Genomic DNA, 14,832 nt, shown 5'->3' on the forward strand with positions numbered 1-14,832 from the left:
CCCCGGACCCGACCAGCCCCTCACCCACCGATCCGCCGGAGCCCACCGACCCGGCCGATCCGGACCCGACCGACCCCGACCCGACCGACCCCGACCCGACGGACCCGGGCCCGGACCCGACCGATCCGTCGTCTCCCACGGCGACGCCCACCAGCACGGACGGCGGCACGCCGACAGCCGGCCCGACCTCGCCGGACATGTCGGTCTGAGGGGTACGTCGCGACAGGTGTCCGGGAGCGGACGCACCGTTCCCGGCGCGTGACGCCGGCACCTCCGCCGAGGCCGTTCCGGGACGGCCGGCCGACCTCCGACCACCGCCGATGGCCGAGGCCCAACTCGCCGACTCACCGATCACCGGGCGGCCGGGGCCGGCGTGCCGCGCGGCGCTCGCGCCGTACGTCACCGTTCTCCCGTGCCACCGGCGTACCCGGGGGGCCGGTGCGGCGCGCGGGAGTGCTCCGCGCGCGCTGTGGGGCGCGGCCGGGCGGCCGGTGCGCGTCAGTCCTGGGGTGCGTGAAGCGGCGTGATCCGTCGGCCGGGTGGCGCGGAATCACGCCGCCCGGCATAGTCGCGCGGCAACCGGTCGGCGGCCCCCGCCGTCGCCGCCGCGTACCGGTCTCCGGTCGCGGCGGCGACGTCTCAGAACAGCCGCAGCTTGTCGTCCTCGATGCCGCGCAGCGCGTTGTAGTCGAGCACGGCGCAGTGGATGCCACGGTCGGTGGCGAGTACCCGGGCCTGCGGCTTGATCTCCTGGGCGGCGAAGACGCCCTTGACCGGAGCCAGGTGGGGGTCGCGGTTGAGAAGTTCCAGGTAGCGGGTGAGCTGTTCCACGCCGTCGATCTCGCCGCGCCGTTTGATCTCGACGGCGACGGTGGCGCCGTCGGCGTCACGGCCGAGGATGTCCACCGGCCCGATGGCGGTGGGATATTCGCGCCGGATCAGCGACCAGCCCTCTCCGAGGGTCTCCATGCGGTCGGCGAGCAGCTCCTGGAGGTGGGCCTCGACACCGTCCTTCACCAGGCCAGGGTCGATGCCGAGTTCGTGGGAACTGTCGTGCAGGACCTCGTCCATGGTGATGATCAGTTTCTCGCCTGCCTTGTTCACCACCGTCCAGACCACGACGTCGTTCTCGGTGCCCTCCTTGAGGGTGCACGGCGGTGACATCCAGTTGAGCGGCTTGTAGGCCCGGTCATCGGCGTGGACGGAGACGGAACCGTCCGCCTTCACCAGGATCAGGCGCGGGGCCAAGGGCAGATGGGCGGTGAGCCGGCCGGCGTAGTCGACGGAACAGCGGGCGATGACAAGGCGCATGGTCGGTCACGCTACTGGACCGGGGCGCCGCGCGCGAAGCCGCCTCCGCATTTCGCCGGGCCGCTCATATGCCCGGTAATGAATCGGTTTGCAATTGGCTGACTATATGCGCATACCACTGACATGATCGGCCAATCGGCATACCTTGGCACCACGAGGATGTCGCCGTCCGAACGCAACCGGTCACATCATGCCGCAGCGGCGCACCCCGCGTTCCATCCGCCAGATCCCGTCACCCGGGGATCTCGAGAGGAGAAACGACATGTCGCTCGATGTCACGCCTGCCCTGCTGGAGCAGGCCGAGCGAGGAGAGGTCGACGAGGCCGCATTCGTCGACTGCGTACGGACCTCCCTGCCCTTCGCCTGGGAGATGATCAGCTCGCTGGTGGCGCAACTGAAGGTCGACGGAGGCGAGTTCGCCGACAACACCACCCCGCCGCCGGACGAGCAGGCCCGTGGCCAGCTGCTGCGTGCCCTGGCCAGCGACGCCATCCGCGGTTCCCTGGAGCGCCACTTCGGCGTGCGGCTGGCCTTTCAGAACTGCCATCGGGTCGCGGTCTTCCCGACCGGCCCCGAATCCGACGACCGGCACACCAAGTTCACCTCGATCCGAGGCCAGCTGCTCAACCAGTCACCGGAGCTGCGTGACTGCTGACCGAATCCCCGGCCGGACCGGACGCTGAGGCGGCCGGCAGCGGTGCCGTCTCCCCTTCACCCGTGCGCGGGGTGACGGCACCGGGCGCCGGAACGTCCGGCAGCAACGGAAGGACCTCCCCACCCAGCCGGCGAATGGTCTCCTCGGTGCCGTCCAATGTGCCCGACCCCTCCGCCAGCAGCGCGAAACGGCGGATGCCGGTGCGTTCGGCGGTGGCGGCGAGCCGGTCCGCACACAGCTGCGGCGGGCCGACCGGGTGCAGCTCGCAGAGGAGTTCGGTGTACGCGAGCGCGTCCCGCATGGTGCGCTCGCGACCGTCGACGGTGCGGTAGGCGGCCAGGCCCGGACGCAGCCAGGCGGGCAGCGACCGGCGCAGTACCTGCACCGCCTCGCTCTGGCTGTCGGCGATCTGGACGACCCCCGCCGCGACGTGTTCGGCCTCCGCGACGCGCTGCGGGTCGGCGCCCGACTCCAGCGCGGTGCGGCGCCACAGCCCCACCATCTCCGCCCGCTCCTCGTCACCGGCGTGCATCCCCAGCAGCATGGGCAGCCCCCGCTCGGCCGCGAGGCGGACCCCGTGCGGCGAGGTGCAGGCCATCACCACCGGCGGCCCGGAGCCCTCCGGGCCGGTGTCCGGCCGGGGCACCACCGGTACGGCGGGAAAGCGGAAGCGGCTCCCGTCGGCGCCCACCTCGTCCTCCCTGAGCCAGCGCAGCAGCAGGTCCAGGGACTCGGGGAAGCCCTCCTCGTACGCGGCCAGTCCGGTGCCGAAGACCTTCAGGTCGATCCAGGGACCGCCGCGCCCCACGCCGAGAGTGAAGCGGCCGTCCGACGTGAGGTGCAGCAGCGCCGCCTGCTCGCCGAGCGCGACGGGATGCTGGGTGGAGAGGACACTGACGGCGGTGCCGACGCCGATGCCGCGGGTGCGGCCGAGGAGGTAGGCGGCGAGGGTGGTGGCGGACGGGCATACGCCGTAGGGCATGAAGTGGTGCTCGGCCAGCCATACCGCGTCGAGTCCGGCTTCCTCGGCGGCCTCGGCGGAGCGGACCACCCGGTGCAGCACCTCGTCGTGCCGCTGGCCTGGGAACTGACCCGCCAGGACGAACGTACCTACCCGCATTCGCTGCCCCTCTCCCCGCCGCCACGGCGCATCATCCGGTGATGGTATTAACGCCTGACACGTGCCAAAGGCACGGCGCACACGGAGATTTCTGTGCGAACGCGCGCTACCGCCACCCCGCGCCGGTCACTGCGTACGCTGGAGTCCGACGGCGCCACGACGGGCGCCCTGCGAGATCGAGGTGCCCAGTTGTCTCCCCGGCGCAACCACCGGCACGGCCGTCCCCGGCAGGACGCGCGACCGGAGGACCACGACCGCTACGGCCTGGAGCGCACGGAGAGCTGGCAGGGCGAGGAATGGGTGGTGCGCCAGGTCACCGGCGCCTCCGGCAAGCACTACCGCTGCCCCGGCTGCGACCAGCTGATCCCGCCGGGCACCGGGCACGTCGTGGCCTGGGAACAGCGGTCGGTGGACGACCGGCGCCACTGGCACCGCGCCTGCTGGAACGCCAGGGACCGACGCGGGACCCGCCCCCAGCGGTCCCGCAACGCCCCCCGCTACTGAGCGCGGCAGTACGCGACGAGGCGGGACCGGGCGCCTCCGCGCGCCCGGCCCCGCGCCGTCCGCCGCCGTCAGGCGTCGGAGCTGGTGAGCCGCGCGTAGGCACCCGCGAGCGCCGCGGCCGTGACGACGGCGAGGAAGGCCGTCTGCGGCCAGCCGTCGTACTCCAAGCTGGTGCTGTAGCCGGTCGACAGGGCCGAGAGGCCACCGATCGCCGAGAACTCGGCGACCAGGTCCGCCAGATCACGCATGCTCTCCGCGAGCGACATGAACGGCGCCGCGATGGTGGGCAGCAGGACGAAGCCCAGCATCACGGTGATCGCCCCCGCGGAACTCCGCAGCAGCGCCCCCATGGCCAGCGCGAGCAGCCCCAGCAGCGTCACATACAGCGCCACCCCGAGGATCGCGTCCGTCCACGCGCCGGCCGTGACCTCGGCCGACGCCTCGGTCTCGCCGACGATCCCCTCGGTCAGCACCTTCGCCAGGCCCAGCGCGGCGGCCACCGTCGCGAAGCAGATGACCGAGAAGACCAGCGCTTTGGCCAGCAGCATCCGCCCCCGCCGCGGCGCGGCGGTCAGCGTGGTGCGGATCATGCCGGTCGTGTACTCGGTCGACGTCACCAGCACACCGAAGGTGAGCAGCGCGATGTGCCCGAGGATGATGCCGATGAGGCCCGGCACCGTCGGCGGCATGCCCTGCTCGTCGGCGGCCGCGACGGCGGCGGCGACGAACGCCGCGATGCCGACGGTGACCGCCAGGGTCGCCACCAGCGTCCACACGGTGGAGCGCACGGAGCGGATCTTGGTCCACTCCGCGACGATCGCCTGACCGAGGTGCGTGCGCCGCACCGGTATGGGCGACCGGTAGCCCTCGCCGGACCCCGCGCCCGCTTGTGCCACGGGGGCGCCCCAGGGTGCGGCGTGCCCGGCGGAACCACCGGGGGGCGGTGGCGGCGCGGCGTAGGGCGCCGCCGGAGCGGACTGCCACTCGGGCGGCGCCGACTGGTGACCGTGGGCGGAAGGGCCGGGCTGCCCCTGCGCGGCGACCGGCGGATTCGGCTGCCCCGGCAGGACGGGCGGCACCGCGGGAGCGGCCTGTGGCGGATACGGCGGTGCCGGCTGCTGCGGCGGGCCGGCGGGTGGCGGCGGGGTGCTCATCGGGCGTTCTCCTGCGGCTGGGCGTAGGTCGGGGGCTGCTGCGGCATCCCGCCGGGCTGCAGTGGCGCGTGGCCGGCGTGCGGCGGGTATCCGGCGTGCGGCGCGTACCCACCCGGGGGTGGCTGGGCGCCCGGCGGCGGCCCCGGCGTGCCCGCGCCCATGGCTGAGCCCGCCCCCATGCCCGCTCCCATGCCCATGCCCTCGCCTGAGCCCGCGCCCCGAGGGTCGTCGCTGGAGCGGAAGTCGACCGCACCCTGCGTCATCCGCATGTACGCCTCCTCCAGCGACGCGTGGTGCGGCGACAGCTCCCACAGGCGGACGTCCGCTCCGTACGCCAGATCGCTGATGCGCGGCAGCTCCAGGCCGATGACCTTCAGCGCGCCGTCCTGCTCCGGCAGCACCTGGCCGCCCGCCTCGGTCAGCAGGGCCGCCAGCGACCCCTGGTGCGCGGCGTCCGCGGTGCGCACCCGCGCGAAGCTGGTGGAGTTCTGCACGATGAAGTCACGCACCGGCATGTCCGCCATGAGCTGGCCGCGCCCGATCACGATCAGATGGTCGGCGGTGAGCGCCATCTCGCTCATCAGATGGCTGGAGACGAAGACGGTGCGCCCCTCGGAGGCCAGCCGCTTCATGAGGTCCCGCACCCAGCGGATGCCCTCGGGGTCCAGCCCGTTGACCGGCTCGTCGAAGAGCAGGACCTGCGGGTCGCCCAGCATCGCGGCGGCGATGCCCAGCCGCTGGCCCATGCCCAGGGAGAAGCCGGCGGAGCGCCTGCCCGCGACCTCCCGCAGGCCCACGATCTCCAGCACCTCGTGCACCCGGGACGCGGGTATCCCCGAGAGCTGGGCCAGGGAGAGCAGATGGTTGCGCGCGCTGCGCCCGCCGTGCTTGGCGCCCGCGTCCAGCAGCGCTCCGACGGTCCGCGGGGCGTTGGGCAGCTTCCGGTAGGGGTGCCCGGCCACCGTGACGCTGCCGCCGGTCGGCGTGTCCAGACCGAGGATCATCCGCATGGTGGTGGACTTGCCCGCGCCGTTCGGCCCGAGGAACCCCGTCACCCGGCCCGGCCGCACCTGGAAGCTCAGGTTGTACACGGCCGTCTTGGAGCCGTAGCTCTTCGTCAGGCCGACTGCCTCGATCATCGTCCGCCCCTGGTCGCGTGGGTCGGGGGCGCGGTCAGTCGGTCGCCGGCCCCCGTGAGACCTCGCACCCTACCGGGCCCGGGGGAGGCCGCCCGGGCCCGGACCCGTCGCCGAGATCAGGCGTCGCGGCGCTTGAGGACGAGGTAGCCGGCCAGCAGCACCGCCACCACCCAGGCGCCCATGACGGCCATGCCGCCCCAGGGTCCGTACGGCCGGTCGTTCACCGGTTCCACCACCGACATGATCATCGAACCGGCCTGGTCGGGGAGCCAGTAGGAGATCTTCCGGGTCGCCGCGACCGCCGAGAGGATGCTGGAGATCATGAAGAAGAACGGGATCAGGATGCCGAACGCGAGCATCGGGCTGCGCAGGATCCAGGTCACGCCCATCGCGAAGACCGCGATCAGCGTCATGTAGAGGCCGGCGCCGACCACCGCCCGGAGCACGCCCGGGTCGCCGATGGAGGAACTCAGGGACGAGCCGAGGATCGCCTGCCCCGCGAAGTACGAGGCGACGGCGATGATCATCCCGACGATCAGCACCAGCACCGTCGCCACGGCCACCTTCGCCGCCATCAGCACACCGCGCTGCGGCACCGCGCCCAGCGACGCCCGGATCATCCCGGTGCTGTACTCGTTCGAGATCACCAGGATGCCGAACGCGATGGCCGCCAGCTGACCGAGCGTCATCCCGGCGAAGCTGGTCATCGTCGGGTCGAACGCCACCTGGTCCCGCGCCGAGAGGTCGTCGAAGGTGTTGCGCACGAGCAGGCAGATCAGCATGCCCAGGCCGACGGTGACCACCACGGCGGCGGCCAGCGTCCAGAGGGTGGAGCGCACGGAGCGGATCTTCGTCCACTCCGATCGCACGACTCTGCCGGTGTTCGCCATGGCTCAGCCCTCACTCATCCCGTCGCGGCCCCCACGACCCCGGCCGGGCCGTCGCTGTTCGCCCCACCCGGGGGCGGCACCCCGGCCCCAGCCTCCGGGCGCGCCACCTCCGGGCGCGCCACCATCCGCAGCGTGACCGCCGGAGCCCGCGCCGTCTCCTGGGCCGGTTTCGCCGGGCGGGAGCCCGCTGCGGGCCTGGTACTCCACCGACTCGTGCGTCAACCGCATGAACGCCTCCTCCAGTGAGGCCCGCTGCGGGCTCAGCTCGTGCAGGGTCAACCGCTCGGCCGCGGCCAGCTCGCCGAGTGGCGCCGGGTCCACGTCGTCGACCTCCAGGCTGCCGTCGGCCGCCGGCACGGCACGGTGACCGGCCGCCGTCAGCACGTCCCGCAGCCGTTCCTGCTCCGGGGAGCGCAGCCGCACATAACTGCGGGAGTTCTCCCGGATGAAGCTCTCCATCGAGGTGTCGGCCAGCAGCCGGCCCTGTCCGATCACGACCAGGTGGTCGGCGGTGAGCGCCATCTCGCTCATCAGATGGCTGGAGACGAAGACCGTCTTCCCCTCGGAGGCGAGCTGCCGCATCATGGTGCGGATCCAGTGGATGCCCTCCGGGTCGAGACCGTTGACCGGCTCGTCGAACATGACGATGCTCGGATCGCCCAGCAACGCGCTGGCGATGCCCAGCCGTTGACCCATGCCCAGAGAGAATCCCTTGGGCCGCTTGTCCGCCACCTGGGACAGACCCACCAGGTCCAGCACCTCGTCCACCCGGCGCTCCGGGATGCCGTTGGACTGCGCCAGGCAGCGCAGATGGTTGCGCGCCGTGCGGCCCGGGTGGACCGAACGGGCCTCCAGCAGCGCGCCGATCGAATGCAGCGGCTCGTCCAGCTCGTCGTAGCGGCGGCCGTCGATCCTCACGTCCCCGCTGGTGGGATAGTCCAGTCGGAGCATCATCCGCATGGTGGTCGACTTGCCCGCCCCGTTCGGCCCGAGGAAGCCGGTCACCATCCCGGGCCGCACCGAGAACGTCAGGTGGTCGACGGCCGTCTTGTGGCCGTATCGCTTGGTCAGCCCGTCCAGCTCGATCATGGGGACGACGCTAGGCACAGCGAACGCCCCCCGCCATCGGTGGCGAGGGGCGTTGGTCCGACCGGATGAACGGGGCCGGGTGGGGTGGCCCCGAACGGGTCAGCGGCTCTGCTGCGCGGGAACGCCCTTGGAGAGGGAGTCCTCGCTCTCGGCCTCGTCGGAGTCGTCGATCATGCTCGCCGAAGCGGCGACCTGGGCTCCGGTCAGCGTGGCCAGCATCTCGCGGACGTTGGTCAGCTGGTTGTTGATGGAGTCGCGGCGGTTCTTGAGCGCCGCCAGCTCGCGCTCGGACTCGCTGCGGGCGCGGTCGGCCTTGGCGTTGGCGTCGGCGACGATGTCCTCGGCCTGGCGCTGCGCGGTCTCCACCGTCTGGCGGGCGCGGCGTTCGGCGTCGGTGCGCAGCTTCTCGGCCTCCAGGCGCAGCTGCTCCGCCCGGTGCTCGATCTCGGCGAGCCGCTTCTCGGCCTTGGCCTGCCGGGCCGCGAGGTCACGCTCGGACTGCTCACGGCGCTTGGCGAGGTTGGTCTCGAAGTCGGCGGCGGCCTGCGCGGCCTTGGCGCGGGTGTCCTCGAAGAGGGCGTCGGCCTCCTCGCGCTTGGACTGCGCGTCCTTCTCCGCGTCGGCGCGCAGCGACGAGGCGTTGCTCTGGGCCTGGTCGACGATCTGCTGACCCTCGGCCTCGGAGCGGGCCTTGGCGTCGGAGGCGTAGGACTCGGCGTCCTTGCGCACCTGCTGCGCCTGCTGCTCGGCCAGGTCGCGCTGCTTCTCGGCGGCGCGACGGGCCTCCTCACGGAGGTCCTTGGCCTCCTCCTCGGCGAGGCGCAGGATCTTCTCGACCCGCGCGCCGAGGCCGGCGTAGGAGGGCTCGGCCTCCTGCATCTGTTCCTCTTGGGCGTACAGCTCAGTGACACGCGCGTTCAGCGTGTCGATCTTCGACTGCTTGTCCTTGAGCTCGGAGTTCAGCGCGGCCATGCGCTCGTTGACCTGGATCTTGTCGTAGCCGCGCCGCACGAACTCAAAGCCGTACGGGGAGGATGGATCGCTCATGGGGTTCCTGTCGGATGAGACGGGTGAGGCGGACGGAGTGGCTGTCGGAGTGCGCCCGGCCGGACCACACTCGGAACAGCCCTCGGGTGAATCCTAGGGGGCGAACCGGCGTGTCATCGAGCCGATGGCGACTTCTCCGAAGAGAATGTGCGGCCGGTCCCTCGAACGAGTGGTCTTGCCGAAGGTGTGGCGCGTCCGCCGGGCGCTGCTCCGGTACCGCGCGCCCGCGCGGGGAGCGTGCGCCATCCGGTGCCCGGCAGCCGTAAGCCTCCGCGCGCCGGCGCACCGCTCCCGCCGCCCGCCCCACCGGACCGTCAACCACCGGACCGTCAACCGCCCGAGCGCTTGCCGCCCGAACCCGAACCGGCGCCCACCGCGTTGCCGGAGCCACCCCCGTTGGCGTCCTTGCCGCCGCCCTTGGCACCCTTGCCGCCCTTGCCGCCGCCGGGCGACTCGAACGACTCCAGCGCCTCCAGGACGTCCTGGACCCGGCCGATCTCGGCGTTGATGTCGGCCCGGCGCCGGGAGAGCTTGTCCAGCTCCTGCTTGCCGTCCTCTATCGTGCGCGCCGCCTCCTGCTCGGCGTCCGCCCGCAGCTGCTGCGCCTCCTTCAGGATCGAGGAGCGCTTGGCCTCCGCCTCCTTCAGCAGCGACTCCGCCTTCTTCACCGCCGAGATCCGGACCTTGCCGGCCTCCGTGTCGGTGTCGCTCAGCAGCTTCTCTGCCTGTGCCCTGGCCTCCTCGCGCTGCTCCTCGGCGGCCCGGACCAGACGGTCCACCCGCTCGCCCGCGGCGCGGGCCTGCTCGGCCGACTCCCGCCGGGAGCGCTCGTGCAGCTCGGCGGCCTCCGCCTCGGTGCGCTCGCGCAGTTCCTCCGCCCGCTCCCTTATCGCGGCGGCGTCCCGACGGGCCTCCTCCAGCAGGGTGTTGGCGTCCGCGCGGGCCTTCTCCACCGCCGCGCGCCCCCCGGCGCGGGCCTCCTCGGTGAGCCGCTCCGCCTGCCGCCGCGCGGCACCGACCATGGTGTCGGACTGCTCCTCGGCGCCGGCCGTCATGCGCAGCGCCTCCTGCTGCGCCTCCGAGGTGGTGCGCTGGGCCGCGTCGCGCGCCTCGGTCGTGACGCGCAGCGCTTCCTCCTGCGCCTCGGTGGTGGAGCGCAGCGCCTCCTCCTGCGCCTTGGCGATCAGTTCGTCGGCCTGTTCCGCGGCCTCGGTCCGGCGCTGCGCCGCGTCCTCGCGGGCGGTGTCGCGCAGGGTGTTGGCCTCGGCGCGGGCGCGGTCCATGACCTCCTCGGCGGTGGTCCGCAGCCGCTCCGACTCGGCCATGGCGTCCTGCATGGTCCGCTCCGCCAGCGCGGAGGCGGCCTCCTTCTCCTCCGTCGACTGACGGCGCGTACGGGCCACCTCCTGCTCGGCCTCGGACCGCAGTGCCGCGATGTCGCGCTCGGCCTCCTCGCGGAGCCCGGCCACCGCGTCCCTGATCTCGTGGGCGCGCGCCTCGGCGGCACCGATCAGCGATTCGGCGCGCTGCTCGGCCTCCTCGACGGTGCTCCGTGCCGACGCCAGCATCTCCTCGGACTGCTCGCGGGCGCGGGTGCGCTCCTGGTGGGCCTCCTCGCGGGCCTCCTCCAGCAGTCCGGCGGCCTCCCGGCGCAGCCGGCCGGCCTCCTCCTGGGCGGCGCCCAGTGCCTCGGCCGCCTCCCCGGCGGTCCGCTCGGCCGCGGCGTCCGCGTCGGCCCGCACCTGGTCGGCCGCCAGGCGCGCCTCCTCCCGGAGCCGTTCCGCCTCGGCCGTCGCCTCACCGCGCAGCCGCACGGCGAGTTCCTCGCCCTCCGAGCGGTAGCGGGCGGCGTCCGCCGCCGCCTCCTCGCGCTGACGCCGGGCCTCGGCCTCGGTGGACTCGGCGAGGGCACGCGCCTGTTCCGAGGCGTCCTCGCGGGTCCGCTCGGCCTCCGCCGCGGCCTCCGTGCGCAGCCGTTCGGCCTCCTCGCGCGCCGAGACCAGCGCCTCCTCGGCCGCGGTGACCCGCGACTCGGCGTCCGTGCGCAGCCGTTCGAGATCGGCCGCGGCCGCCTCGCGCTCCTGGCGGACCGCCTCCTGTGCCTCCTCGCGCAGCTGCCGCGCGGCCTCGGCCCCGGCCTGTTCCGCCTCCTCGGCCTGGCGCACCGTGTCGGCGAGCAGTTCCTCGGCCTCTGTACGGGCCTTGCGCAGCGCCTCCTCGGCCTGGGTGCGCAGTGCGGTGGCGCGCTCGATGGCGTCGGTGCGGACCCGTTCGCCCTCGCTGGTCGCGGCCGAACGCGTCTCCTCCGCCTCGGCCTTGGCCTTGGCCATCAGCTCCTCGGCGCGGCCGGCGGCCTCCTCGATCTGCTGGACCGAGTCGCGGCGGGCCTCGGATCGGATGCGGTCGCCCTCGGTGACGGCGTCCGCCCGCAACTGTTCGGCCTCGCCGCGCAGCCGCCGTGCCTCCTCCTGGAGTTCGACGGTCTTGGCGCGGTACTCCTTGGTGTCGTCCTGTGCGGCGCCCTTGAGCTGCTCGGCGGTGTCGTACGCCTCGGCGCGCAGCCGGTCGGCCTCCGACTCCGCGTCGGTGCGCAGCCGTTCGGCCTCCTCGGCCGCGGCCCTGGTGGTCTCCCGAGCCTCGTCCGCCGCCTTGTTGAGGACCTCCTCAGCGGTCCGGGCGGCCTCCGCGAGCTGGTTGGCCGACTCCTCGGCGGAGCGGGCTCGTGCCTGCTCGGTCGCCTCGGCGAGCAGCTGCTCGGCCTTCTCGCGCGCCTCGGTCAGCGCCTGCTCGGCCTCCTGCTTGCGCGCCTCGGCGTCCTGGGTGGCCTCGCCGACCAGCCGTGCGATCTCCGCCTTGGCGGTCGCGGCGCGCTGTTCGTAGGTCGCCTCCGCGCTCGCCCGGCGCTTGTCGGCCTCCTCGGTCGCCTCGGCGACGAGTTGCTCGGCCTCCTCGCGGGCCGACCGCAGCGCCTCCTCGGCGGCGGCGGCCTGCTCCTCCGCTCGGCGGGTCAGCGCCGCCGCCTCGCGGCGCCGCTCCTCCGCCTCGCTGGTGCTCGTCGAACGGAGCACGGTGGCCTGTTCGTTGGCCTTCTGCGCCTGCTCGCGGGCCGAGTTGACCATGCGTTCGGCGTCGGCGCGGGCGCGGCGGACCAGCTCTTCCGCCTCCGAACGCGCCGAGTCGGCGTCGGAGCTGAGCCGTTGGCGGGTCTCCTCGGTGACGCGGTGGGCCTCCGACCGCGCCTGCGCCATGGTCCGTTCCGCCTCGGCGCGGGTCTCCTCCATCAGCCGCCGGGCCTGCGCCTCGGTGCGGGAGCGCACCTGCTCGGCCCAGGCGACGTTCTCCGTCACATGGGCCTCGACGGTCGCCCGGCGCTCGGAGAGCTCCTCGTCCAGCCGCTGCCGTCGCGAGACGGCCTCGGCGTGCAACTCGCTCTCCATGCGGGAGCGGAGCTCGGACTGCTCCTGCTGGATGCGCTGGTTCTGCGAACGCGCCTCGCGCAGCTCGTGTTCGGCCTCGATGCGCATCTGGTCGGACTGGTGCTGCGCGTTGCGCAGCACCTGTTCCGCGTGATGGTGCGCGTCGCCGTAGGCAGGCCGGAGGGAGAGCGCGCGCCGCGAGTGATGCAGCTTGGAGCGCAGTACCTCGATCTGGTAACCGAGGTCGTCGGCGTGATCGACCGCCTTGTCCCGCTCCTTCTTCAGCCGCTTCATCTCGGCTTCGAACTGCGAGAGGGCGTCGTCAGCCTCGTTGCGGTCGTAGTCCCGCACTCCGCGGTCCCATCCGTCCCGTGGTTGTCGTGGAGATCCGGCGATTCGCCCAGGTTGTGCCCGGTGCGGCAGCCGGCTCATCGGCCGAATCCGGGACAGCGCGAGCAGCCCAGCGCCCCGGCCCCGCCACTCTACCGGCCGGTGCGGCGCGAGTCAGTGGGGAGAGTCCGGTCCGTGACCACCGGAGCCCCGGCCGGCGCGTGCCGCCGGCCGGCGCCGGGGTGCCCTCCGGCCGGCTCCGAGGCGGCCCGGGTGTGGCCGGCCCGGGGTGTGGCGGGCTCAGGCGGTGGCCGGGGGGCCCTGCCGCTGTGGGGGTGCGGGGGTAGGGGAGGCCACCAGTTCGGTGAGGACGCCGTGGCAGTCCTTGGGGTGCAGGAAGGTGATCCGTGACCCCATCGAGCCGCGTCGCGGCTCGTCGTAGAGCACCCGGACCCCACGCGACCCGACGGTGGCGGCGGCGCCGTCCACGTCGTCGGTGCCGAAGGCGATGTGGTGGACGCCCTCGCCGTTCTTGGCGAGCCACTTGGCGACCGGGGAGTCCTCGCGGACCGGTTCCAGCAGCTGGATCCAGGAGGCGCCGCCGTCGTCGGTCCCGTTGATCCGGAGCATCGCCTCGCGGACTCCCTGTTCCTCGTTCACCTCGGTGTGGAACACCTCGAAGCCGTAGGTGGCACGGTAGAACTCGACGGTGGCGTCGAGATCCCGGCAGGCGATCCCGATGTGATCGATACGTGTCAGCATCCGTCCAGTCCACCGCCGGGCGGGCGTCCGCGCAATCCGTGACCGCGCAACGTGCGCACCGTCACATCGACCGGCCGGTGACCGTGATCCGGCCGCTCAGTACCCTCGCAGTGAACCTTCGTTCACTGCGTCCCTAGGAGCCGCACCATGACCACCTCAGTGATCGTCTCGGGCGCCCGGACACCGATGGGCCGGCTCCTCGGCTCGCTGTCGTCCTTCTCCGGTGCCCAGCTCGGCGGCATCGCCATCAAGGCTGCGCTGGAGCGCGCCGGAATCACCGGGGACCAGGCGCAGTACGTGATCATGGGCCAGGTGCTCCAGGCCGGCGCCGGCCAGATCCCCGCGCGACAGGCCGCCGTGCACGCCGGTATCCCGATGAACGTGCCCGCGCTGACCGTCAACAAGGTCTGCCTCTCCGGTCTCGACGCCATCGCCCTCGCCGACCAGCTGATCCGCGCCGGCGAGTTCGACGTGATCGTCGCCGGCGGCCAGGAGTCGATGAGCAACGCCCCGCATCTGCTGCCGGGTTCGCGCACCGGGCACAAGTACGGCGCCATCGAGCTGCTGGACCACATGGCGCACGACGGTCTGACCGACGCCTTCGACTCCGTCGCGATGGGGGAGTCGACCGAGAAGCACAACACCCGGCTGGGGCTGGACCGCGAGGAGCAGGACGCGGTCGCCGCGCTGTCCCACCAGCGGGCCGCCGCCGCGCGCAAGAACGGCCTGTTCGAGGCCGAGATCGCCCCGGTGCACGTGCCGCAGCGCAAGGGTGACCCGGTGATCGTCAGCGAGGACGAGGGCATCCGGCCGGACACCACCGTCGAGTCGCTGGCCCGGCTCCGCCCCGCGTTCGCCGCGGACGGCACCATCACCGCCGGCTCCTCGTCGCAGATCTCCGACGGCGCCGCCGCCGTGGTCGTGATGTCCAAGGCCCGCGCCGAACAGCTCGGCCTGGAGTGGATCGCGGAGATCGGCGCGCACGGCAACGTCGCCGGGCCGGACAACTCGCTCCAGTCACAGCCGTCGAACGCCATCGACCACGCGCTCTCCAAGGAACGGCTGACCGTCTCCGACCTCGACCTGATCGAGATCAACGAGGCGTTCGCGGCCGTCGCCGTGCAGTCGATGAAGGACCTGGGCGTGTCCCACGAAAAGGTGAACGTGAACGGCGGCGCCATCGCGCTCGGTCACCCCATCGGCATGTCCGGAGCCCGGCTGGTGCTGCACCTCGCGCTGGAACTCGGCCGCCGAGGCGGCGGCACCGGCGCGGCCGCGCTCTGCGGCGGCGGTGGCCAGGGCGACGCACTGATTCTGCGCGTCCCGCGCCGCTGAACCCCGCCCGGCGCGTCGTCCCGCCGCGCCTGGGGTACGCATCGGGCGGCGGCTCCGGCCGTCGCCCGGCGCGCCCACCC

Annotated in this window: 13 protein-coding genes; 4 read left to right on the forward strand and 9 right to left on the reverse strand. The window is 73.1% G+C overall.

Going from position 1 to position 14,832, the window contains the following annotated elements; translation table 11 throughout:
- A partial coding sequence (locus E0D90_RS15750; protein ID WP_176599808.1) for a hypothetical protein occupies positions 1-209 on the forward strand: 209 nt, incomplete at its 5' end.
- Between the two features lie 430 nt (positions 210-639).
- Here E0D90_RS15750 and nucS read toward each other — a convergent pair.
- The gene (nucS, locus tag E0D90_RS15755; protein ID WP_130798869.1) at positions 640-1,311 is read right to left on the reverse strand and encodes an endonuclease NucS; all 672 of its coding nucleotides are present in this window, start codon (positions 1,309-1,311) and stop codon (positions 640-642) included.
- A 262-nt stretch (positions 1,312-1,573) separates the two neighbouring features.
- On the opposite strand from nucS, the gene E0D90_RS15760 reads away from it, so the two are divergent.
- A complete protein-coding gene (locus E0D90_RS15760) occupies positions 1,574-1,966 on the forward strand; it encodes an SCO5389 family protein (protein ID WP_103502165.1) in 393 nt (130 codons plus the stop codon).
- Here E0D90_RS15760 and E0D90_RS15765 read toward each other — a convergent pair.
- A complete protein-coding gene (locus E0D90_RS15765) occupies positions 1,935-3,086 on the reverse strand; it encodes an LLM class flavin-dependent oxidoreductase (protein WP_130798871.1) in 1,152 nt (383 codons plus the stop codon). The genes E0D90_RS15760 and E0D90_RS15765 overlap by 32 nt on opposite strands.
- Positions 3,087-3,275: 189 nt before the next feature.
- Between E0D90_RS15765 and E0D90_RS15770 the strand changes: the two genes are divergently transcribed.
- Entirely contained in the window at positions 3,276-3,590 is a 315-nt protein-coding gene (locus E0D90_RS15770; RefSeq protein ID WP_130798884.1) for an Rv1322 family protein, read from the forward strand.
- Between the two features lie 68 nt (positions 3,591-3,658).
- Here the strand turns inward: E0D90_RS15770 and E0D90_RS15775 are convergent, their stop codons facing one another.
- The 7 genes from E0D90_RS15775 to mce form a co-directional block, all read right to left on the reverse strand.
- Positions 3,659-4,744, reverse strand: coding sequence for an ABC transporter permease subunit (locus E0D90_RS15775; protein WP_130798873.1), 1,086 nt, complete (start codon positions 4,742-4,744; stop codon positions 3,659-3,661).
- Entirely contained in the window at positions 4,741-5,883 is a 1,143-nt protein-coding gene (locus E0D90_RS15780) for an ABC transporter ATP-binding protein (protein ID WP_130798875.1), read from the reverse strand. The genes E0D90_RS15775 and E0D90_RS15780 overlap by 4 nt, the downstream gene beginning before the upstream one ends.
- A gap of 116 nt (positions 5,884-5,999) precedes the next feature.
- A complete protein-coding gene (locus E0D90_RS15785; RefSeq protein WP_103502170.1) occupies positions 6,000-6,773 on the reverse strand; it encodes an ABC-2 transporter permease family protein in 774 nt (257 codons plus the stop codon).
- Between the two features lie 3 nt (positions 6,774-6,776).
- Entirely contained in the window at positions 6,777-7,862 is a 1,086-nt protein-coding gene (locus E0D90_RS15790) for an ABC transporter ATP-binding protein (protein ID WP_130798877.1), read from the reverse strand.
- A 99-nt stretch (positions 7,863-7,961) separates the two neighbouring features.
- A complete protein-coding gene (locus E0D90_RS15795) occupies positions 7,962-8,909 on the reverse strand; it encodes a coiled-coil domain-containing protein (protein ID WP_103529732.1) in 948 nt (315 codons plus the stop codon).
- Between the two features lie 329 nt (positions 8,910-9,238).
- Positions 9,239-12,676, reverse strand: a complete 3,438-nt coding sequence (locus E0D90_RS15800; RefSeq protein WP_130798880.1) for a polarized growth protein Scy-related protein — start codon at positions 12,674-12,676, stop codon at positions 9,239-9,241.
- A gap of 279 nt (positions 12,677-12,955) precedes the next feature.
- A complete protein-coding gene (gene mce / locus E0D90_RS15805) occupies positions 12,956-13,417 on the reverse strand; it encodes a methylmalonyl-CoA epimerase (protein ID WP_130798882.1) in 462 nt (153 codons plus the stop codon).
- A gap of 147 nt (positions 13,418-13,564) precedes the next feature.
- Here mce and E0D90_RS15810 point away from each other — a divergent pair, with 147 nt between their 5' ends.
- Positions 13,565-14,752 carry an acetyl-CoA C-acetyltransferase gene (locus E0D90_RS15810; protein ID WP_103502175.1) on the forward strand — a complete coding sequence of 396 codons (1,188 nt, stop codon included), beginning with the start codon at positions 13,565-13,567 and terminating at the stop codon, positions 14,750-14,752.
- The last annotated feature ends 80 nt before the right edge of the window (positions 14,753-14,832 follow it).

Source organism: Streptomyces otsuchiensis (assembly GCF_004305975.1).
Classification (GTDB): Bacteria; Actinomycetota; Actinomycetes; order Streptomycetales; family Streptomycetaceae; genus Streptomyces; species Streptomyces otsuchiensis.

Excerpts from the sequence above, each read along its gene's own strand:
- nucS (WP_130798869.1), bottom strand. The coding sequence starts at position 1,311 with ATGCGCCTTGTCATCGCCCGCTGTTCCGTCGACTACGCCGGCCGGCTC.
- E0D90_RS15760 (WP_103502165.1), top strand. The coding sequence starts at position 1,574 with ATGTCGCTCGATGTCACGCCTGCCCTGCTGGAGCAGGCCGAGCGAGGA.
- E0D90_RS15765 (WP_130798871.1), bottom strand. The coding sequence starts at position 3,086 with ATGCGGGTAGGTACGTTCGTCCTGGCGGGTCAGTTCCCAGGCCAGCGG.
- E0D90_RS15775 (WP_130798873.1), bottom strand. The coding sequence starts at position 4,744 with ATGAGCACCCCGCCGCCACCCGCCGGCCCGCCGCAGCAGCCGGCACCG.
- E0D90_RS15780 (WP_130798875.1), bottom strand. The coding sequence starts at position 5,883 with ATGATCGAGGCAGTCGGCCTGACGAAGAGCTACGGCTCCAAGACGGCC.
- E0D90_RS15785 (WP_103502170.1), bottom strand. The coding sequence starts at position 6,773 with ATGGCGAACACCGGCAGAGTCGTGCGATCGGAGTGGACGAAGATCCGC.
- E0D90_RS15790 (WP_130798877.1), bottom strand. The coding sequence starts at position 7,862 with ATGATCGAGCTGGACGGGCTGACCAAGCGATACGGCCACAAGACGGCC.
- E0D90_RS15795 (WP_103529732.1), bottom strand. The coding sequence starts at position 8,909 with ATGAGCGATCCATCCTCCCCGTACGGCTTTGAGTTCGTGCGGCGCGGC.
- mce (WP_130798882.1), bottom strand. The coding sequence starts at position 13,417 with ATGCTGACACGTATCGATCACATCGGGATCGCCTGCCGGGATCTCGAC.
- E0D90_RS15810 (WP_103502175.1), top strand. The coding sequence starts at position 13,565 with ATGACCACCTCAGTGATCGTCTCGGGCGCCCGGACACCGATGGGCCGG.